The 19,020-nt window shown below is 55.5% G+C and carries 17 protein-coding genes; 7 read left to right on the top strand and 10 right to left on the bottom strand.

The genetic code is table 11. The annotated features are described in order from the left end of the window. Positions 1-5: 5 nt before the first annotated feature. From raiA to mtrA, 5 genes are all read right to left on the bottom strand, one after another. The gene (gene raiA, locus QZR18_RS03135; RefSeq protein ID WP_295910324.1) at positions 6-662 is read right to left on the bottom strand and encodes a ribosome hibernation-promoting factor, HPF/YfiA family; all 657 of its coding nucleotides are present in this window, start codon (positions 660-662) and stop codon (positions 6-8) included. A 172-nt stretch (positions 663-834) separates the two neighbouring features. Next, entirely contained in the window at positions 835-1,323 is a 489-nt protein-coding gene (locus QZR18_RS03130; protein WP_178703703.1) for a hypothetical protein, read from the bottom strand. Between the two features lie 263 nt (positions 1,324-1,586). Further along, positions 1,587-3,278: an LpqB family beta-propeller domain-containing protein gene (locus QZR18_RS03125; protein WP_178703700.1), complete on the bottom strand. Its 1,692-nt coding sequence runs from the start codon at positions 3,276-3,278 to the stop codon at positions 1,587-1,589. A gap of 2 nt (positions 3,279-3,280) precedes the next feature. Further along, entirely contained in the window at positions 3,281-4,954 is a 1,674-nt protein-coding gene (mtrB, locus tag QZR18_RS03120; RefSeq protein ID WP_295910319.1) for an MtrAB system histidine kinase MtrB, read from the bottom strand. Between the two features lie 17 nt (positions 4,955-4,971). Then, positions 4,972-5,655, bottom strand: a complete 684-nt coding sequence (mtrA, locus tag QZR18_RS03115; RefSeq protein WP_178703698.1) for an MtrAB system response regulator MtrA — start codon at positions 5,653-5,655, stop codon at positions 4,972-4,974. A gap of 166 nt (positions 5,656-5,821) precedes the next feature. Between mtrA and QZR18_RS03110 the strand changes: the two genes are divergently transcribed. The 5 genes from QZR18_RS03110 to QZR18_RS03090 are packed head-to-tail and all read left to right on the top strand — an operon-like array spanning position 5,822 to position 11,160. Then, positions 5,822-7,069, top strand: a complete 1,248-nt coding sequence (locus QZR18_RS03110) for a glycerophosphoryl diester phosphodiesterase membrane domain-containing protein (protein WP_295910318.1) — start codon at positions 5,822-5,824, stop codon at positions 7,067-7,069. Continuing rightward, a complete protein-coding gene (locus QZR18_RS03105; RefSeq protein ID WP_295910316.1) occupies positions 7,069-7,701 on the top strand; it encodes a DUF4129 domain-containing protein in 633 nt (210 codons plus the stop codon). Before QZR18_RS03110 ends, QZR18_RS03105 begins: the two co-directional genes overlap by 1 nt. Then, on the top strand, positions 7,698-8,852 hold the full coding sequence (locus QZR18_RS03100; protein ID WP_178706688.1) for a DUF4350 domain-containing protein: 1,155 nt from the start codon (positions 7,698-7,700) through the stop codon (positions 8,850-8,852). Before QZR18_RS03105 ends, QZR18_RS03100 begins: the two co-directional genes overlap by 4 nt. Further along, on the top strand, positions 8,849-9,826 hold the full coding sequence (locus QZR18_RS03095; RefSeq protein ID WP_178706685.1) for a MoxR family ATPase: 978 nt from the start codon (positions 8,849-8,851) through the stop codon (positions 9,824-9,826). Before QZR18_RS03100 ends, QZR18_RS03095 begins: the two co-directional genes overlap by 4 nt. After that, positions 9,826-11,160: a DUF58 domain-containing protein gene (locus tag QZR18_RS03090; protein ID WP_295910313.1), complete on the top strand. Its 1,335-nt coding sequence runs from the start codon at positions 9,826-9,828 to the stop codon at positions 11,158-11,160. The genes QZR18_RS03095 and QZR18_RS03090 overlap by 1 nt, the downstream gene beginning before the upstream one ends. Before the next feature lie 7 nt (positions 11,161-11,167). On the opposite strand, the gene QZR18_RS03085 is transcribed toward QZR18_RS03090, so the two are convergent. Next, positions 11,168-12,127 carry a stage II sporulation protein M gene (locus QZR18_RS03085; RefSeq protein ID WP_366921408.1) on the bottom strand — a complete coding sequence of 320 codons (960 nt, stop codon included), beginning with the start codon at positions 12,125-12,127 and terminating at the stop codon, positions 11,168-11,170. A gap of 49 nt (positions 12,128-12,176) precedes the next feature. Here QZR18_RS03085 and QZR18_RS03080 point away from each other — a divergent pair, with 49 nt between their 5' ends. Further along, positions 12,177-13,016, top strand: coding sequence for an RDD family protein (locus QZR18_RS03080; RefSeq protein WP_178706677.1), 840 nt, complete (start codon positions 12,177-12,179; stop codon positions 13,014-13,016). Between the two features lie 18 nt (positions 13,017-13,034). On the opposite strand, the gene QZR18_RS03075 is transcribed toward QZR18_RS03080, so the two are convergent. Continuing rightward, entirely contained in the window at positions 13,035-13,544 is a 510-nt protein-coding gene (locus tag QZR18_RS03075; protein WP_178706706.1) for a DUF3499 domain-containing protein, read from the bottom strand. 93 nt (positions 13,545-13,637) lie between these two features. Between QZR18_RS03075 and QZR18_RS03070 the strand changes: the two genes are divergently transcribed. Beyond that, positions 13,638-14,057: a metallopeptidase family protein gene (locus QZR18_RS03070; RefSeq protein WP_178706673.1), complete on the top strand. Its 420-nt coding sequence runs from the start codon at positions 13,638-13,640 to the stop codon at positions 14,055-14,057. 100 nt (positions 14,058-14,157) lie between these two features. On the opposite strand, the gene QZR18_RS03065 is transcribed toward QZR18_RS03070, so the two are convergent. Genes QZR18_RS03065 through QZR18_RS03055 form a run of 3 tightly spaced genes read right to left on the bottom strand, consistent with a single transcriptional unit; the run spans position 14,158 to position 18,879 of the window. After that, the gene (locus QZR18_RS03065; RefSeq protein WP_178706670.1) at positions 14,158-15,537 is read right to left on the bottom strand and encodes a DUF5719 family protein; all 1,380 of its coding nucleotides are present in this window, start codon (positions 15,535-15,537) and stop codon (positions 14,158-14,160) included. A 7-nt stretch (positions 15,538-15,544) separates the two neighbouring features. Further along, positions 15,545-18,586, bottom strand: coding sequence for a glycosyltransferase (locus QZR18_RS03060; RefSeq protein WP_178706668.1), 3,042 nt, complete (start codon positions 18,584-18,586; stop codon positions 15,545-15,547). Next, the gene (locus tag QZR18_RS03055; RefSeq protein ID WP_009409184.1) at positions 18,586-18,879 is read right to left on the bottom strand and encodes a WhiB family transcriptional regulator; all 294 of its coding nucleotides are present in this window, start codon (positions 18,877-18,879) and stop codon (positions 18,586-18,588) included. The genes QZR18_RS03060 and QZR18_RS03055 overlap by 1 nt, the downstream gene beginning before the upstream one ends. Positions 18,880-19,020: the final 141 nt, after the last annotated feature.

Below are 19,020 nucleotides of genomic sequence, written 5' to 3'. Positions count from 1 at the left end.
GCGTATTATTCGCCAGTTTGAATAACTGTTGCGTTCAGACGCAGAACACCATAGGTCCACCCGTGGCGATGGTAGACAACGCAGGGCTGCATTGTTTCTTCATCGACAAAGAGAAAGAAGGGGTGTCCCACCAATTCCATCTGATTCAATGCCTCATCAACGCTCATAGGAACCGTCTCATGAACCTTCTGGCGGACAATAATTGGACTATCACCCAGCTGTTCTTCACGAGCTTCTCCGACTTTCAGATCCCCCGCGCTCCTCAAAGATGTTGGAGCCTGTTCGACAAGTTCCTCATCTCCCCCAACACTTGCGGGAAGAACATCTAAATCAGGAGCAAGAATTTCTTCCGTGCGGTGGTGATCTTTCGCCCGATCACGCATACGGCGAAGGCGCTCAAAAAGCTTTCCAGCGGCAATATCAACCGCGGCGTAGCGGTCTGCAGATTCTGCCTCTGCTCGAATAATTGGGCCCTTGCCAAAGACTGTTAGTTCAATCCGCTCTGCTGTATCAGCCTGTCGCGGATTCTTCTGATGGGTTAACTCAACATCAACCCTTTGGGCTCGAGGATAAAACTGCGTAACCTTCGCAAGCTTTTCTTCGATGTATGCGCGGAAGTCCGAATGAATCTCTGCATTACGTGCAGCTACTGTGATGTCCATATTTCTCTCCACATCATAAAATGCGACCACAGTCGCGATCGAAAACCCGGCGACGTCATTGCCCCGGAGTGTCTTGAACTACCACCCCCGATCAGCATGTGATGGAAAACCACCACTGGAAGAGATGCATCGAGTATAGCAGATAACGGTGATCTGCATCATAGGTACAACACTATCGTCGCGACCGCGCGATACACGCTCCTGCCACCCAGTTCTGCCCGCACACACGGAATAATTCGCTCATCGTTCCCCCTGTTGCGACAACATCGTCGACTGCTACAAGTCCCACATCCTGAGGAATCGGCATTGATACATACATGTGTCCACGTCGAGCTTCTCTGCGCTTATCCGAGTTCTTTCCAGCCTGCGATGAGACCCAGGGGTCCAACCTACAGATATCGCGAACCACTACCGGAAGCAGTGCCGATGAACGAATTCCTTGAGCCACACCATGGGCGATATGCGAGGTTATGGGATGGCCAAAGAAACGTCGTTTCCAGCTGGACGGTGCAGGAACAATCCACAAACGTGCATGGGGATCGCCCACCTCAAGCATCCCGCTCTTTCCCAGTGCATCACCGATACTCTTTCCGCATTCGAAAAGAAAAGGAGATAAATCTACGCGCCCGGAGTGTTTTGCGGCCAAAATAATGGACCGCATTGGTCCAGAGTAATCACTTAGTGACCACAGCGGATATTCTGCCCAACCCGAATCGATAACTTCCCATGTCGGAACAAAGGACTGTGACAACCCAAAACATTGGTCACACAAGGTCTGATCCCACGCGCCACAGCCAGCGCAACTGCTGGGGATACATAAACTGACCAACTCCCGCGTGACCTCGTGAAAAACTGCCATAAAGGAAGCTCAACACGAAAAGAAAGCACACGCAGACCACATAGGAAATCTGTGGAGAAAACGATTCAGCCCGGGAAGTTCACGTCGCGAAGGTTTCCCTCGAGGGATTGCCATAGTGCCCCGGAACGAACCTGATAATTACCGTCTTTCCCACGGATCACCATTGTCGCCGAAGACGATCCTGCACTCAGCCGCTGAGTCCCAGTGGGAAGAGCAAGAACCGAGGGAAAACCACCGACAGGCACAGTCACCAAAGAAACTTCATCAACCTGATCATTGCCTGCGTGGAGCCCCCCTTGACGCACGGCAACAACCGTAGAACGCCCCGCCCACGACACATCATTGACACCGGTCGACAAGCCAGCCAAGGGTTCGGGGTCAGTGAGCGCGATCGGCTCACCACTGCCTCGGCGCTCAATTCCGGCAATCCAGGCACTTGTGGAGCCACCAACCTGGCGAAGCAAAAGCGCGCGTGCACCATCGGGAGAGACTCGCATCGCACTCACCCCGTTCAGGGATTGATTTTCCGAGGCGATCGGTAAGTTCTGCCCGTCAATTCGCGAGGCCCTCAGGTTCCCTCCCCGAGGAATGTCCCACACCCATCCGAAACGATCGATAGAAGGCGAATACTGACCTTCAGACCCGTCCACTACCCGCGTCGCATTGGTTGAGGAATCCACCAGAACAAGACGATCATCCTCGCGCCAAGCAACCAAGGAGGAAGAGGCTGGAGAGACCGCCGGAAGCGAGGCAGACGATGAAGGCACCATGGGAAGAATCCGGGTCGAAACACTACGCCCATCAATTCGAACCAAACCATTCGAATTGAAAGCAACCGCTGAATCAAGATCAAAGGATGGCTGGGAAGGAAGTCCTGAGGAAGGAAGAGGCTCTCCTCCGACATTAATTTCAACAGAATTCACGCGGCCCGAGCGCTGGAGGGTTTGGGAAATCTCCCACGCCATCAACTGTTTTCCGCGATCGTCGCTGGGAAGCGTTCCGTTCAAAGACACCTTCGCAACATGATCGGAGAGTTCAATACCGCCAGCTGAAATCGAGGTACCCGAAGGGATTGCATTTACTAGGGCATCTGAGAGATGTGACTGTGGTCCAGCGATCAGCCCCTCGAGCATATGGGTTTCAACACGGCGCGTGGGATACCAGCGCGGATCAGCAACCAGAGAATCGCCGGTCGCTGAAAGAAACATCAGCGAAACAAGTTCGTGCGATGCCGTAAATGATGCCTGAGAAACCACGACCCCATCCGCAGGTGCGTCAATACGCCACTGGCCATTCTCACGAACCAAATGGAAGCGCGCTTCAAGTGAGGAAGTTTCTGCGGGGGAAAGAACACCATTTTGGTCAACAGAGCCCACACCGGTGGCAGTGATCGATGCATTCAGGGTGTCCGTTTTCGAAGGATCAAAAGAGTAAGACACCTTCGGTGTTGAATCCGTTGAATAAATCGTCACCAACTTATGCGGGTCCCACGTCTGTGCAGAGGAGCTGGTTAAGAAAAGACGCGCGGTTGCGTAGTCGTCAGAAGCTCCCGCGGCACAGGCCAAGAGAAAACTACTGAGCAGGCTTTCCGGATCCGCATCAGCCACCGGACCACCCGCTGCCAAATCAACCGGCTGAGCATTGGGGGCATCGACATCAAATGGTGAAGGTGAGGAGGAAGTTGGCAAGGAAGTGCAGGCAGCCAGCGAAAGGCTGCTGAGAATAGCCAATACAGCAAGACACAGTCGCTGATTCATCTTCACTCCTTTTCCCACAGTTCTAAGGGATCACTTGAAATCGCGGTCCCGACTTTCTTGGGAAGCGTCATCATGAAAGAGGATCCGACTCCAATCTCGCCCCATGCAGTTAATGTTCCTCCGTGAAGAACAACGTCTTCCAAGGAAATTGCTAAGCCCAGACCCGTTCCTCCAGTGGTACGTGTTCGCGCAGGATCCGCACGGTAAAAGCGGTCAAAAACGCGCTCGACCGTTGCTGGTTCCATCCCGACGCCATGGTCACGTACGCGTACCGCGACAGCGGTTTCATTCGAAGCAATGGTCACCTCAACAGGTCGAGATTCTGCGTGTTCATAAGCGTTCACCAAGAGATTGCGAATGACACGCTCAATACGTCGATCATCAATTTCTGCTGTGCAATGATGCGTCGGCGCATTGACAATGACCTCGACTCCCAAGCGCTGCGCAAGCTCACTGTTTGCGTTAACAACACGCGTAACCAACCCGCGAAGATCAATACTTTCCGCAGTGAGGTCGACAGATTGCGCATCGTGACGTGAGATCTCTAGGAGATCAGCCAGCATGGAATCGAAGCGCTCAACCTGTTCATGAAGCAGTTCTGCACTCCGAGTGGTCACAGGATCAAAATTCTTACGTTGATCCCAGATCATTTCTTCCGCCATGCGAATGGTCGTCAGCGGCGTGCGAAGTTCGTGAGAAACATCAGAGACGAAGCGCTGCTGGAGCCGAGAGAGCTCGTCATATTCATCAATTTTCTTCTCAAGCGATTCGGCCATGTTATTAAAGGCACGCCCAAGATTTGCCATCTCATCGCTACCGCGCGCATCACTACTGTCAATTCGAACATCAAGATTTCCTTCAGCAAGCTTTCCTGCCGCTGTCGCAGTACGACGTACCGGTCCCAAGATGTGATAGATCAAGATGAAAGTGATGATCGGAATCAACAACAAGAACGGAATCCCGGCGAAGATCAAGATTCCCATGACGGTGTCAATGCGTTCTTGGTCTGCTTGAAGCGAATAAACGATATACAGCTGGTGGGTTCCTGCTCGCGGCACCTGAACGTTCGTCCCCACAAGGATTGCAGGCACTCGCTGGCTCGCATCACGCGCCGAAGGAATTGAGACTGATTGCCATTGGGGATCCGTTGATCCTGCTACGGCATTTTTCATCTCTTCACTAACGACACCTAAGACCGCGGGGTCAACAATCTCATTGATCCGAAGCGATTGCGATTGCGATTTGGAGCGCAAGAGCAGAACAGAAACCGCCCCAGTACCCGAGGCAGAAACACGTAAGGAGGTTGCAAGCTGCCGGGTTGATTCCTGAATCTGATCAGGAGTGCTGGCTGTTGACTGGTCGAAAACCGATTGCGCAGTTGAAAAACGTAAAGCCGCATCTGAAAGTACTGCGGTTCGTCGAGATTCAAAAACACTACTGCGCAGTTGAGTTGCAACAATTGTTCCCGCGACAAGGATGAGCACCATCGACACCGCGGCAAGGTACGAAGCCGCACGCAAAGAAGCGGAATTACGAATTGCTCGTAGAGCTTCCCACTGAGAAATACGTTCCCAGCCACGCCAGTGCCGAAGTGGCCGGAAAAGACGCTGAAGAAACAGAAGGACGCGCTCCAGTGGCGCAACATGAGACTCAGGAACTGGGGGCGTCGAGAGCACTCCCCCATCTGTGCCTATCATGACGAGGCGTTGCCGGCGCGGTAGCCTACTCCGCGGACAGTCACAACGACCTCGGGATTATCCGGATCGCGCTCAACTTTTGAACGCAGACGCTGGACATGGACATTCACCAAGCGAGTGTCTGCAGCGTGGCGGTAACCCCACACAGATTCAAGCAACTCTTCGCGGGAGAATACCTTCCACGGGGAACGCGCAAGAGTCACGAGCAGGTCGAATTCAAGTGGTGTTAAAGGCAATTCTTGACCACCACGATGCACGCTATGACCCTGAACATCAATCACAAGATCCCCGAGACGAACCAGTTCTTCACCACTGTCATCTCTGCCACGCAGTCGTGCACGAACCCGCGCGACTAGCTCTTTGGGCTTGAAAGGTTTAGGAACGTAATCATCTGCCCCGGCTTCAAGACCGGCGACGACATCTGTTGTATCGGATCGAGCAGTCAGCATGACAATGGGGACATCGGATTCCCTGCGAATCTGGCGGCAGATTTCAATCCCATCAACGTTTGGGAGCATGAGGTCCAGAAGGACAAGATCCGGTGAAACTTCATGGAAAACATCAAGGGCTTGCGCTCCATCTGCGCAATCAGCGACCTCGAAACCTTCAGCATGAAGCATGATTCCGATCATTTCGGCAAGCGCGACATCGTCGTCAACGACCAGGATCCGTGAACTCATGTAACGATTGTGTCACGAAACTGACAGGTGTGTCGAAAAGACGCGGTGAATTTTAACAACATAACAGATGCTGAAGACGCGCTGACTACTTCCTCAGTTCTTTCTGATTAGTTGAATGCATGGCACAATATTCGGGAAGACACGTGTCACCTATATAGGAGTAATAATGTCTGATCCTCAGGGCGCTCCCACGAATGATCCGTGGGCACCCCAGTCATCTTCTTCTCAGAATCCCTCGCAGGGTTCTGTTCCCTCAACACCTCAAGTTCCTCAGACTCCTCAGGCTCAGCAGCCTTGGGGAGCACCTGAGCAGCCCGCACAGCCGGCGCAGCCTCAGCAGGCTCAGCAGCCTTGGGGCGCACCCGAGCAGCCCGCACAGCCTCAGCAGCAGTGGGGTGCAACACCTCAGCCCGATGCCGCATGGCAGGGCACTCAGACTCAGGGCGGCACCGCATGGACCGTTGCACAGCCCGGAATTATCCCGCTCCGCCCACTGACCGTTGGCGAGCTCTTCAATGGCGCCTTCCAGGCGGTTCGCGTCAACCCGCAAACCATGTTTGGCTTTGCCTTTGCGATTATGGCGGTCGTCGGTCTTGTTCAGGCCTTCTTCGCTTCGTCATCGACGTCTTCACTAACGCGTGCACTTAGCTCCGGAGATACCGACGATTTGGTCTACTCGTTGGGCAGCAGTATGGGTTCCTTCGCAACAGACGGACTTACCCTGCTCGCAACCGCGTTCCTCTCGGGCATGCTTGCACTGACAGTGTGGGATGCAGTCCTCGGACGTAAGTCTTCTCCCGCGGACGCATGGCACCGTTTCTCGCCGCGCTTCGTCCCGGTTCTTCTGGCAACCCTCCTCATCGGCATCATTGAATTCGTGGCGATCGTGGTAGTCTTGCTGGTCTTCCTGATCCCCTTCTTCCTTGTGGTTGTTAACACGGCATCGGCTCGTAGCTTAGATTCTGCGGGTGCAGGCATTGGTGGAGCCTTGTCGATCATCTTCCTCATGATCGTTGCTCTGATCGCGATCGCCTGTTTCTTGACCGTGAAGTTCGCATTCACTTCCAGTGCAGTCGTCCTTGAGGGACTCGGCCCGGTCGATGCCATGAAGCGTTCATGGTCACTGTCGAAGGGTTCCTTCTGGCGAATTCTGGGCCGCATCTTGCTCATCGGTATCGTCACCACTTTGATCACCTCAGTTCTGGGGGCCATCGTCGGTGCAATTCTGGGCGTTGGCGCCAATGCCGCTGACTCACTGGGCTTGCTCGTCGCCTTCTCGGCCTTCTTGGGTGCGCTACTGTCGGCAGTTGTGATCCCGGTTCAGTCGTCCTTCTACACTCTGATGTACTTGGATGAGCGCATGCGCAAGGAGAACCTTGCTCCCATGATTGCTCAGGAAGCTTCTCGCGCCTGATGTTTTTCTGTGAAGCTCCGCTGACACCCGACGACGAGGAAGCTCGCGCATGGGTGTCAGCGGAGCTTTCGCGTCCCGACTACCTACCCACCCCGCCGTCCGCGTTATCACGCTTCTTCAACTGGCTTATTCAACACCTCGTGAGCGGTGCTAGTAAGGCTGCACCCGTCGGTTTCCCCGTTGAAGGTTTCTTTATCTTCCTCTTACTAGTGGCACTTGCTGTCATCGCAATCATCGTCATCACCCACCCGATCCGCCTGCGCCGCCGCATGCGACGAACTGCTGTGTTTGACTCTGATTCCACGCTTTCACTGCGCGATGTCATGAAGCGGATTGACGAGGCTCGCGCAAGCGGAGATCTCGATGCTACGTTGATCTGGTCCTACCGACTATTCGTGCTCTACCTCGCTCGCGACGGCATTCTTCGAGACACTCCCGGCCTTACAGCGGATGAAGCCGGCCGAGCAGCTCAAAATGCTCTTCCCTTCCTCACTGCCCCCATTACCTCCGCAACTTCCATCTTCGCCTCGGTACGTTACGGTGAAGGCCACGCAAGCGCAGAGGACTGCGCGGGGATGGACCAGCTCATTGCTGCCTATTCGCAGAACAAGAAGCAGGCAGTGCACGCATGAAGGCAACTCAAAGCACTGTCGTTTCGCCAACTGCTCGTCAGCGTTGGACGCGAATGCGCCCGCTTGTCATCATCATCTTTTTGGGACTGTTGTTTATCGTCGCAACCACCTTGGTCCCCCGCTACGAAAAAGACAGCGAAACTCTATCGCCGAATAACCCTGGGAATTATGGCGCTCAAGCTCTTGTCCAAACGCTGCGTCACCACGGCGTTAAGGTCGTGAAAGTCCGCTCCGCACGCGAACTCATTGCACGCTCAACGCCTGATTCGACCGCTGTTATTACCTCTCCTGGATATTTGCCTGACGCCACCGCACAAGCAATCGACGAGAAACTTCATCGTGTTGTCTATCTTCTATCTCACTACGGTTCAGATCTTGATACCCCCTCCATTGAGGTGACGACTTCAAAGACGGCAAAATCGACGAAAATCCTCTCTGCAGAATGCGCTTCCGAGCCTGCGCAAAAAGCTCAAACTCTGCTCAATGAGAGTGGGCAGCTTATTACCACCACCGAAGCTGGATGGACCAAGTGTTTCCCTGTAGATGACGCCTATGCCTACCTTGAAAAGAATGAGGGCGATCGTTTCCGCGCGATCATCGCCGATGGAGCTATCGCATCAAATCAATGGATTGATAGTGATGGCAATGCGGCACTTGTCATCAATGCCATGGCGCAGAAACCAACCATCTACTGGTATGACGGCAGCAAAGACAACGTCCTATCGAGCGACAAAGTTGACACTCTTCAACCCGAGTGGCTGATCCCAATCCTTTCGCTGATCGGCATCGGAATTACCGTCATCGGTTTTTCTCGAGGCCAACGATTGGGACGTTTGGTTCCCGAAGATCTGCCCTCTTACGTCCCTTCATCAGAGACAACTAAAGGCCGCGGACGTCTAATGGCTTCGCAGAAGCAACATGCTCACGCGGCGCGCCTCTTACGAATCGAAGCCGTGACGATAATCGCCAAGCGCTTGGGAATCGACCCGAAAGCACCGCGAGCCACCCTAGAACACGCACTTGCGGCGCGAGGATTGCTGACCAAGCACGTGAGTGATTTACTGTGGGGTCCAGCCCCAACAAACAACTTAGAACTGGTCGAATTGGCCGAAGCACTATCCGCGCTCACACAGGAGATTGAGTATCAATGACAAGCCCCGAACTACCGCCCCAGGGGCGTGATGCCCGTGACGCTCTGGTTTCCCTGCATTCAGAAATCGGCAAGGCTGTCGTCGGCCAAGAAGGCGCACTCACCGGCCTGATCATCGCTCTGGTAGCCGATGGACACGTCCTGCTTGAAGGCGTCCCCGGCGTTGCAAAAACACTCTTGGTTCGAACCCTTGCTCGATGCATCGATTTGACCATGACGCGTGTCCAATTCACCCCAGACCTTATGCCCGCCGATATCACGGGTTCTTTGGTGTGGGACAACGGCAAGAGCGAGTTTGAGTTCCGCCCGGGACCGATCTTCACCAATCTTCTTCTGGCAGATGAAATTAACCGAACTCCCCCCAAGACTCAATCTGCGCTCTTGGAAGCGATGGAAGAGCATCAGGTCAGTGTCGATGGGCATACCCGCCCGCTGGCCTCGCCCTTCATGGTGATCGCCACCCAGAACCCTGTCGAATATGAGGGCACCTATCCCCTTCCTGAGGCCCAGCTCGACCGTTTCTTACTCAAGCTTGATCTGCCTCTACCCTCTCGCGAGGACGAATTCAATATTCTTCTTCGCCACCAAAATGGTTTTAATCCACTGGATTTGGGCAGTGCTGATCTGCACCCCGTCGCAAACGCCTCGGATATCTTGACGGCTCGCGAGCAGGCAGAACACATTGAGGTCTCCCCCGCGGTTTTGACCTACATGGTCGATCTCATCCGCGCGACCCGCACCTCTCCCGCTGTCCGCATCGGTGTCTCTCCCCGTGGTGCAACCGCATTACTTCGCGTGTGCCGCGTCTGGGCGTTCCTTCAGGGACGTTCTTTCGTCACTCCTGATGATGTCAAGGCAATGGCTGACTCGGTTCTTGCACACCGCCTGAGCATGAAGGCGGAAGCAGAATTGGAAGGCTTAAACACTCACTCTGTCATCGCATCGATCCTCGAGCAGGTCCCGGTTCCTCGCTGATGGCACTGTCTTGGCGCGCGAGTATCCCCATTTTCTTGGGGGTCATTCCACTGTTTTTCTTCCCGATATGGGGTTTCATTGTCGGATGGTGTGTTCTGTGCGCATGCCTGTGGGCCTTTGATGCTTACCTTGCGCCTTCCCCCAGGCAGTTGGTCATTGAGCGCTCCATCGATACGCCTATTGCAATGGATTCTCCCGGCCATTCGCGCCTTTCTCTGCGCTCGTCGCTCCCCATGCGCGTGGATGTAAGGGATGCGTGGCCGCCCTCGGCACACCCCACTCCCTATTCACATTCGTGTGAGCTCGAAGCGGATGTTCCGATGCCGTTTACGACGCTCTTACAGCTGGAGCGACGTGGAAGCGTTCGCGCCGACTACGTGACGATTCGTTCCTGGGGTCCTCTGCGAATGGCCGCCCGTCAGACCTCGATTGCGGCGCCACTAACCCTGACCGCGCTTCCTCCATTCCGCGCGAAGCGTCTTCTTCCTTCTCGGCTTGCGCGGCTGCATGAGCTTGCGGGGACAACCGCCACAATTCTTCGAGGCCCGGGAACGGAATTTGATTCGTTGCGCGAGTACGTCCGCGGAGATGATCCGCGCGATATCGATTGGCGAGCCTCGGCGCGCTCAAAAGATTTGGTTGTACGCACGTGGCGACCCGAACGCGACCGTCACGTCATGATCGTTGTCGACACCGGGCGTTCGGGGGCAATGCTCTTGGGCGAGGCTCAGGAAAAGGACTTGGGAGATAAAGACCTGGTCGAGTTGGGGGTTGCACCTCGTTTGGATGCTGAGATCGAGGCGGCACTCTTGCTGGGGGTTCTGGCTGACCGCGCCGGAGATCAAGTTCATCTGCTTGCTCTGGACCGCAGTATTCACGAAGATCTTGCCCAGGCACGTGGGGGAAATTTGATTAGCGAGGCCGCGCAGGCTTTCTCGCGCGTCCAGCCTTCCCTTCTCCCGCTGGATTGGCAGCTGGTCGTGTCCTCAGTTGAGAAGCGCATGCATCACCCGGGGCTTGTCGTCCTACTGACCGAGATCCCTCCCGCAGCTACAGACGCAGATTTTTCCGAGGCCATTGCGGCGCTCAGCAAGCGTCACAGAGTAGTTGTCGCGGGTGCACGCGACCCCGAGCTTGGTCGAATGGAACGCGATTGGAGCGACGCAGCTTCTGCCTTCACCGCTGCCGCGGCAAGTGCGACGATCCGCGACCTTGATGCCGGTGCCAATGATTCTCGCGCACTTGGCGCTTATGTCGTTGATTGTGACGCGGGCTTCTTGCCCGCACGTCTTGCAGACACGTACATTGCACTGAAGAAGGCCGGAAAGATCTAAGGATTTCTTAGATCACAGGTGTTGCGTAACCGGCGTCTTCGTCAAGGTCACCGCTCACTCCCGCCTGATAAGCACGCCCACCAGCCACGAAGGTATAGATCCACACACTTGCAGTCAGTGTCACACCGCAGGTGATCTTCAGCCACAGCGGAAGATCAGACGGCGTGATAAAACCTTCAATGGCTCCGCACAAGAAGAGCAAAATCACCATTCCCAAACCAACAGTGATCATCGAACGCCCTGCCTCGCCGAGCGCTTGGCCTCTAGTCTTTCGTCCTGGAACAAGCCACGCCCAGAAGAGGCGCAAGCCCGCTGCGGTTGAGATCCAAATTGCCGTCAATTCTGGGATTCCGTGGGGAAGGATAAAACTGAAAAAGTGCGCAGGGCCGGCATAGTGAATGACAACCGCAGCGGAAATTCCTAGGTTTTGGGCATTCCCCCACAAAGCCAAAATTGGATAGAACCCTGTGATTCCACCTGCAACGACACGCAAGGCAATAAAGGCATTATTCGTCCACACATAGGACATGAAAGAGGCGTTGGTGTCTTGACTGTAGTAGCTGGAAAATTGTGTTGTCGCGTAGTCCTTCAGGTGTTCCGGACTTCCCAGCATTGAGAGAGCAGCGGGGTCACGCAAGATCCACCACGTCTGCAACGCTGTCATCGCGATGAAAATGAGCATGATCGCAATCGTGACATAGCGGATCCGATACAGAGCTGCGGGAAGATCATGACGGAACCAACGCGAAATCGCCCACAGGCTCGCTCCAGACGTTCCCGTCAATCGAGCTCGCGCATGCAAGAGCTCACCAGAGAGATAGGAAATGACATCCTGGTCCGGGTTTTGTGAACGTACTTTCGCAAGATCAGCGGTGACCTGCCGATAAAGCACTGAAAGCTCATCAATTTCTGGTCCCGTCAATCGACGCGAATGCGCCAATTGATGAAAACGATTCCAATGGCGCATATGTGAAGCTTTTAGTGCGTCGATATCCATACAAGATATAGTGTCATACATGAGCGAGCTTCCTGTAAACGTCCAACGAATTTCTGATGAATCTTTCATCAGCGGTGAGGGCGTCAAACTCGATCTCAAACCCGCTTCTCCTTTTGTCAGGGCCGCTGCTTTCCTCATAGACCTGACCCTGTATGTTGGAGCTCTTTTCGTTCTTACGTGCATTTTTGTTGCTTTCACCGCTGGTCACGACGTTCCAACAACCTTGGCGACGGCAATGCGCGTTATCGATATTTTCTTATCTTTAGTAGTCCTCCCCTTTGCCGTTGAGGTCTTGACCCATGGTTATTCCCTCGGTAAGTGGGCCTTTAACCTAAAAGTTGTGCGTCGGGATGGCGGGATTATCACCGCGCGTCACTCCTTCGTCCGCGCAATGACTGCAGTGGTGGAAACCTACATGCTCTTCGGCCTCTTGTCTTTCATGGCAACGGTCTTCTCGCCGCGAGCAACACGTCTAGGGGACGTCGCAGCAGGGACCATGGTTATTCAGGTTCCCGAGCCCATCTTTTATCCACCGTTGGTTATGCCCCCCGATTGTGCTCAGTGGGCCTCTCACGCGCAAGTTCTTCCGATCCCGGATGAACTGCACTTTGAGTGTATGAATTTTCTGCACAATAACCGCCAGATTCTTGACCAGCTACGTCTGTCGATCGCAATGTCCTTAGCGGGACGGGTTTCGGCTTTTGTTTCACCCAAGCCGCCAACAAACATTCACCCCGAGCGTTTCCTCGCAGCGGTTCTTGTCGTTCTGCGCGACCGGGAGTACGCGAAGGAACTCAAGCGACAAGATATCCTTGAAGCTCGCCGGCAACAGGTGGAAGCTGTCCCCTTCGAGGTCTAGTACACGCGCGCAGCCATCTTATTCGTGATCGGAAGAAGGCTCCTCGGTGATCACTTTAAACTGAGCCCGGCGACGAGCCCACGGCGAATGTGGATCGAGGGGGCTTGAGGATTCGGCCTCGTGAGAGCTAGTCGGTTGAGCGAAGGGGCCAAGCTCAGCGTGCGCCGAGGCCGCGGCAGCCGTTTTCGCGACAGATGCAGACTGAGTAGGAGTCTTGGTTTCCACAGCGTCAGTGCCCTGTGCGCGGTTTCGGGTGTGCGCAGCAGCTTGGCGAACGGCGTCGACAAGAGCCATAAGGTCATCCCCCGATGGAGGTGCCGGTTCGAAGGTCGTCTGAAGGCGCACGATCTGCCACCCACGCGGGACGGTCAAACTATTTGCATGGTGCTCACACAGGTCGTAGGCATTGGGGTCTGCAGCCGCTGAAAGCGAACCGACAACAGCAGTCGAATCCGAATAATCGTAGGTGAGTGTAGCTACAGCAGGCTTCGAGCAGCCGGGCTTAGAACAGTGTCGAACCGAGATCACCGCTCTACAATACGGCATTTTCTATTCCTATTGCGTGCCCTTCGTCGGCAGGTCCTCAGCTTGAGCGCAGAGGTGAGCGATACCCTTATGTGTATGGCTCTCCCATCAGCTTTTCCACGCGCCAATGACCGCCATGGCCGCACCCCGCGCTATGTGCGTCTTTTCCCTGGGCTTCCCGCGTGGAAAACGCGTCGGGAAACATTTGATTCGACCGTTGCGCTTGTGATTAGCGAACTCACCGAGCGCTGGCCTGAGGTTGCGACAATCGAGTTTGCAACCGAGGACGTTCCTCCCTCAGATCCAGCTCCTTGGGAAGACCACGGGGTAGTTTTAGCCCGCGTCTTTCCCGCGGACCGACGTAAGGGGCTGGGAGACCGTATTGTCCTTTACCGCCTTCCCATCACCATGCGGATTCCTCCGGCAGACCTCTATTCGGCATTGCGCGCTCTCATTGCCGAGCGCATCTCGCATATCCTTTACATTTCACCAGAGGAACTTGATTCCCTCTCCTAGCGTTATCACCGACCGCTCTTCACTCCTGCAGAAGGCAAAAAAGAGGCTAGGCAGGCCCTGCGCATGGCACGCTTTGAGCATGAGGAAGCTCTTTGGCAAGCTAACGAACGGTAATCGAGGTCGATGCCTGCTCGACGTCATCTGCGCTCAGCGGCCATACGGCACGAAGCACTCCACTGGGAGTTTTCGCTTCCACCTCAACCGCAATCGCAACATCACTGGGAGACTCTAGGCTAGTGTCCTGCGAGGGAAGATCCAGCATCGCCATCTTCCCTGCTTCGAGGGTTACCTGTTCATTTCCCAGTTGGAGCTGGACACCGCTTTGAGAGTGCACAGAGGTGAGCAACAGGTGGGAAGAAATCTCACCTACTCCGCTGCCGCTCTCTTGCGCAGTCCCGCGTAGAATCGTCGAGCTCAAGCGCGAACGAACCAGCGCTTCCACTGTTGATGCAGAAGGTAGTTGAGCGTGAACTAACCCCTGAGCAGAACTCATACCCGCGCGCATCCCCCAGTGCTGTCCTCCGGGATATTCTTCCTGCTCGGCATTCGTCACAACCTGAGCCACAAGCGGACGATCGGCATGAACACGCAGGGTATAGCGTTCATCGGTGATTCCGTTGAGCGGAACATCAACGACCGTTCCTGCGCTCACATCCAGTTCTCCGCCCGGCACATTAAAGGTGCCAGCGTCACTGGTGTAACTCAAAGCAACGTGAGTATCGGCCTCGTCATCTGTTCCCAACGGAGGAACAAGAAGACGGAGGCTACTGGTGCCCTGCTTTGAAAGTCCAAGGAAAAGCTGGTCTTCCCTTGGCTTTGTTCCACTCACACTTGTCACGCCCTTAGGAACTTCCCCCTGCATTGCAGAGCTTTGTACCCACGTTGCCACTCCTTGACCATCGGCGTGGACATGTATGGCCAGAGCGCTCTCTTCTGGGAAGACTCCCCCTGCCAGGACAGATTGAGTCGAACGGGCCGGAATCGTCATTTGGTGCGGTTTGGCATCAATAGGCCCGTTTGCTCCGTATCCCTCAAGGGTCACCACAGAGGGCGAGGAATTGGGATTTGCAAAGGTCAGCACCAAGTCTTCGCCACTGGTACTTGATCCCAGAACACTCCACTGATCATTCGACGGCAATTGGCATGACGTCATACTTAGACCGCGAAGCTCTCCCCCACCTTGGCCCATCACTCCAAGAGTTGTGGGAAGGGTGTGCGCAGAGGTATTCGCACGAAGAATTGTCCATTCTCCACTTGTCTCACGGTCCCCAGCAGAATTCCAGACTGAAGCCGTAGATCCACCTCCATCAAGGTGAAATGGGTCAACAATCCCTGCCGGACAGGCATAGTTAAGGGTTTCTGGACGCGCGTGGACAACCTGGGGCGCAGGAAGTGAGGGTTCAGGAAGGACTCTGTCTATTCCCCACGAAGCGGCACCGAGGAGTAGTAGCGAGGCGGGGATGGCGCCAATAGTGAGCATGCGTTTTCTATTCACCATCGTCGACAACGTCCTTCCGCCCTCGAAGAAGCCCACAAAGCATCACCGCGGCAGCAAGTGCGCACGCAGCTTTCCACGCCAGAACCCAGTTCGAGCGGAAGTTCAGCACGAGCTCACCTTCGGATGGAATCGAAAATGCCGTTCCCCACTGATTCGTTGCTTCAGCTTTCTCCAGCCGCTGCCCATTGAGAGTTGCAACCCAATGCGAGTTCTCTCGTTCAGCAAGGCGAAGAACCCCCGGGCCCGACACGTGTGCCCGTGCACCGACAACACCGCTTGCGAGCTCTTCACACTGGGAATCGGCCGATACTGAAGCAAGACAGAGGCGCGCAGGCTTTCGCCCATCTGGGCGCACTCTCCATGCGCTCCCGGCCTCGGTTTCACCGATCTTCTCGATACCGGGAGCACGGTCCAGTGTTTGCGTAATAGAAGACGCTGCGGGCCCCTGGGAGTGCACAATGATCGTATCTACAGCGTGAAGCGCTAAACGCTGGGAGGCAGAATCATCAGGGAACGATACCAAGGTCGCGATTGTCTCTCCCAATTCGCTCCGCGCGGGGTCGCTGGTGTTGTTCATCCTGTCATGGAGAGCCACCCACGAGGCCACGCTGGAATGTTCACTCCATTGCGGGCCTGCGCCGCGCCAGATTCTCGCATCGAGGTCGCCATCGGCACCGACATTGAGCAGAAGAACCCGAGCCTGCCGCGAAGAATTCTGTGCATACTGGGAAACGAGAGGCACCTGTTCACTGGTCGAGCGCGCGCTCCACTGCACTGAGGGCAGTACCTCAATCCAAGGGGATGCCGCCATTAAAAGGAGCGGGATCAGCCCAACACAGGCAACAAGTTTCCATCCTATGCGGGCACCTTTTCCTTCCTTTTCGATGCCTTTGGCGCAAAGCAATAAAGCACAGACCAGGGCTAAGGCCTGAACGCTAAGCAGCGGTCCACTCCACGCAAACAGCGGACTATTTGCAGAATCGACAGGAATGTAAGACAGGGCTAATGCTCCAATACCGCTGACAAGCGCGATGCCCACGAGCGCCGGAAGAGAAGCCGGGAAGAAAGAAGAGCCTCGGGAATGAAGAAGAAAACGCCCGACGCTCAGCAGCGTAACCAACCAGAGGCTCAGGAGAAGGAGCGCACAGACGCCAAGCCACGCCGCAGAAGAAGCTGCGGGTATCCCCCAAGCACCCAAGCCAAAGGGGGCACGCTCATAGGAAGCTGCGGCCTCGGCGGGAGCAAGAAGTGCGGGCCAGGCACGCCAGACAATTGCATCGACGAAGAAAGGCAGACATAGAAGCAGGCCAGGAAGAGTTGCTGCGGCACGGGTGAGACTGCGCGAGAAAAGCACAAGTGCGCATACCCCAAGCAGCGGGTAAGCGGCGGTGATAATCAGCCCAACGATTGCTGCGCAGGTCCAGCGGCGACGCAAGATGACATGCTGATCACGTGGAAGAGAAAGGAGCAGGGCCACCCACAGGGGTAAAAATACGTGCACGGCAAGTGAGGCCAGTCTTCCGCTGGTCATTGCGAAAAGTGCACTGGGAAGAGCGGCCCACAGACACATCAACGCCACTCGCAGCGAGCACGATGATGTCAGGCGCATGCTGAGGACGTCCATATTCCACGCTGCCCACGCTGGGCTTAGGACGAGGAAGATGTAGAGCAGCACCGTTGGCGCGATGCCTAGGAGTGCAAATGGAGCGCTCAACGCGCTCAGAAGCTGGACAAGAGGGTCCACCGCGTGTGCAGAGCCGTCGCCCGAAGGCAACCAGCCGGACCACGCATAGCTCCACAGATCTAAGAAGCGGTCGGGAAGGTTGAGCCAGGCTCCCCCATTAACCGATCCCAGATCAGAACGGTAGATCCACAAAGAGAGCAAGAAGAGCGCAAGCGTCGTAACAACGCGAGGCGTCAGGTCGCTGCTCCGACGCTCAAGAAGCGAATCTTTCCACGAGGCCTGTCCCTCAATAACGTGAGCGCTCCGGTGCGTTCGGCGAATACGAGAAGCATCAAAGCGTCCAGTGAGCAGCGGGCGTAGTGAGGAACGCGGCTGGCTGGCACAGCGGGCATGACGCGCCCGTGCAGCCACAATATGTGGGATATGAGCAAAGAGGCCGAGCCACGCAAAGAAACGAGCATAGGCTGCGCGTGGGCGAGCGCTGAGCAGCATGGCAAGGCAGCTCAGGGGAATCCAGAGCAGCGAAGCCAGAGCCTGAACAGTGAGTAGCAGCGGGTTTGAAATGAGAGTCGCGAAATAGAACTCACTAGAACGTCGAGCTCGTAGTGCTGAGGCGCGCCGAAGGTTTTGCGGCGAGGAGACCTGCAGGTGGGTGAGGTGGGCATTGGGGGCCGCAACAACGCGGTGGCCTGCTCGGTGAATCCTCCAGCAAAGTTCAAGTCCTTCATTGTACGGACCGAGCGCTCGATCGAAACCACCGACCTGATTAAAGACGGAGGAAGCCACCAGAAGACCTGCACTACCACCGGCAAGAACATCAGTGACACCGTCGTACTGTCCCTGGTCGATTTCTCCATCCAGGACAAGCGGAACGCGCCTTCCCGAGGCTGTTGCATGGATTCCAACTTCTGCAAGAGTCCCATCAGCGTGGAAAGCCTTAGGAGTTACAGCAGCAATGGATGCCCCTGCCTCGGTAGCTGCAAGCTGCTCCTCCAGACAGGTATCTGCCGGAAGACAATCATCATGGAGGATCCACAGCCAATCGCTTGCAGTGATTACCTGCGAGACAGCGTGATCTTTGGAGGCTTTCACGAGGGCATCGCTGATGTTGCGCGCACGCCCAACTGAGATCAGCAGCGCATTGTCAGGGAGGTCTTCAGCGACGACAATCTGTCCCGAGGCCAAAGGAGAAGTTCGGGGGGCACGCACATCGCAGACGATCAAGTGATCGACTGGGCGGCTCTGTGCAGCTAGTGCATCAAGAAGCGAACGCAGCTCGGGGGTCATTCCCCGAGCGACGATGATGGCTGCGACTGTCCCCCGCGAAAAGGGGATGCCCCGAGCCATTAGATGGCCGAGCGGCGCAGTCGACGACGTTCGCGCTCTGACAGGCCACCCCAAATTCCGAAGCGTTCATCATTCGCCAATGCGTATTCAAGGCATTGCTGGCGAACCTCGCAAGATTGGCACACGGCCTTTGCTTCGCGAGTCGAACCTCCCTTTTCAGGGAAGAAGGCTTCAGGGTCAGTCTGAGCACACAGTGCGTGCTGCTGCCAGGCTAGGGGACCGTCAGAGAAGGGAAGAGCTTCAACATCAGCGTCAGACCACTCAATAGGACCGTCACCCAGAATGTTCCACACGGTAGTACCCCCTCTGTGTGATGAGATGTAACAAAAAGGTCAATACGAGAATTACACGCGTGTCGTTTCCACCTGTCAAGCGGATTAAGGATAAAGGGAATACAGGCTGAAGGCGTTCAAAACAGTGCACGAATTGATAGT

This window comes from uncultured Actinomyces sp. (assembly GCA_900541895.1).
Lineage (GTDB): Bacteria > Actinomycetota > Actinomycetes > Actinomycetales > Actinomycetaceae > Pauljensenia.
Note: the sequence above shows the minus strand (reverse complement) of the source record. Positions and strands in the feature narration are given on the sequence as shown.

What these genes read in the sequence shown, in the direction of transcription:
- QZR18_RS03130 (WP_178703703.1), bottom strand. Translation starts at nt 1,323, where the DNA reads ATGCGGTCCATTATTTTGGCCGCAAAACACTCCGGGCGCGTAGATTTA.
- QZR18_RS03065 (WP_178706670.1), bottom strand. Translation starts at nt 15,537, where the DNA reads ATGCTCACTATTGGCGCCATCCCCGCCTCGCTACTACTCCTCGGTGCC.
- QZR18_RS03110 (WP_295910318.1), top strand. Translation starts at nt 5,822, where the DNA reads ATGTCTGATCCTCAGGGCGCTCCCACGAATGATCCGTGGGCACCCCAG.
- QZR18_RS03095 (WP_178706685.1), top strand. Translation starts at nt 8,849, where the DNA reads ATGACAAGCCCCGAACTACCGCCCCAGGGGCGTGATGCCCGTGACGCT.
- QZR18_RS03100 (WP_178706688.1), top strand. Translation starts at nt 7,698, where the DNA reads ATGAAGGCAACTCAAAGCACTGTCGTTTCGCCAACTGCTCGTCAGCGT.
- QZR18_RS03080 (WP_178706677.1), top strand. Translation starts at nt 12,177, where the DNA reads ATGAGCGAGCTTCCTGTAAACGTCCAACGAATTTCTGATGAATCTTTC.
- QZR18_RS03090 (WP_295910313.1), top strand. Translation starts at nt 9,826, where the DNA reads ATGGCACTGTCTTGGCGCGCGAGTATCCCCATTTTCTTGGGGGTCATT.
- QZR18_RS03125 (WP_178703700.1), bottom strand. Translation starts at nt 3,278, where the DNA reads ATGAATCAGCGACTGTGTCTTGCTGTATTGGCTATTCTCAGCAGCCTT.
- raiA (WP_295910324.1), bottom strand. Translation starts at nt 662, where the DNA reads ATGGACATCACAGTAGCTGCACGTAATGCAGAGATTCATTCGGACTTC.
- QZR18_RS03070 (WP_178706673.1), top strand. Translation starts at nt 13,638, where the DNA reads ATGGCTCTCCCATCAGCTTTTCCACGCGCCAATGACCGCCATGGCCGC.
- QZR18_RS03105 (WP_295910316.1), top strand. Translation starts at nt 7,069, where the DNA reads ATGTTTTTCTGTGAAGCTCCGCTGACACCCGACGACGAGGAAGCTCGC.
- QZR18_RS03060 (WP_178706668.1), bottom strand. Translation starts at nt 18,586, where the DNA reads ATGGCTCGGGGCATCCCCTTTTCGCGGGGGACAGTCGCAGCCATCATC.
- mtrA (WP_178703698.1), bottom strand. Translation starts at nt 5,655, where the DNA reads ATGAGTTCACGGATCCTGGTCGTTGACGACGATGTCGCGCTTGCCGAA.
- QZR18_RS03085 (WP_366921408.1), bottom strand. Translation starts at nt 12,127, where the DNA reads ATGCGCCATTGGAATCGTTTTCATCAATTGGCGCATTCGCGTCGATTG.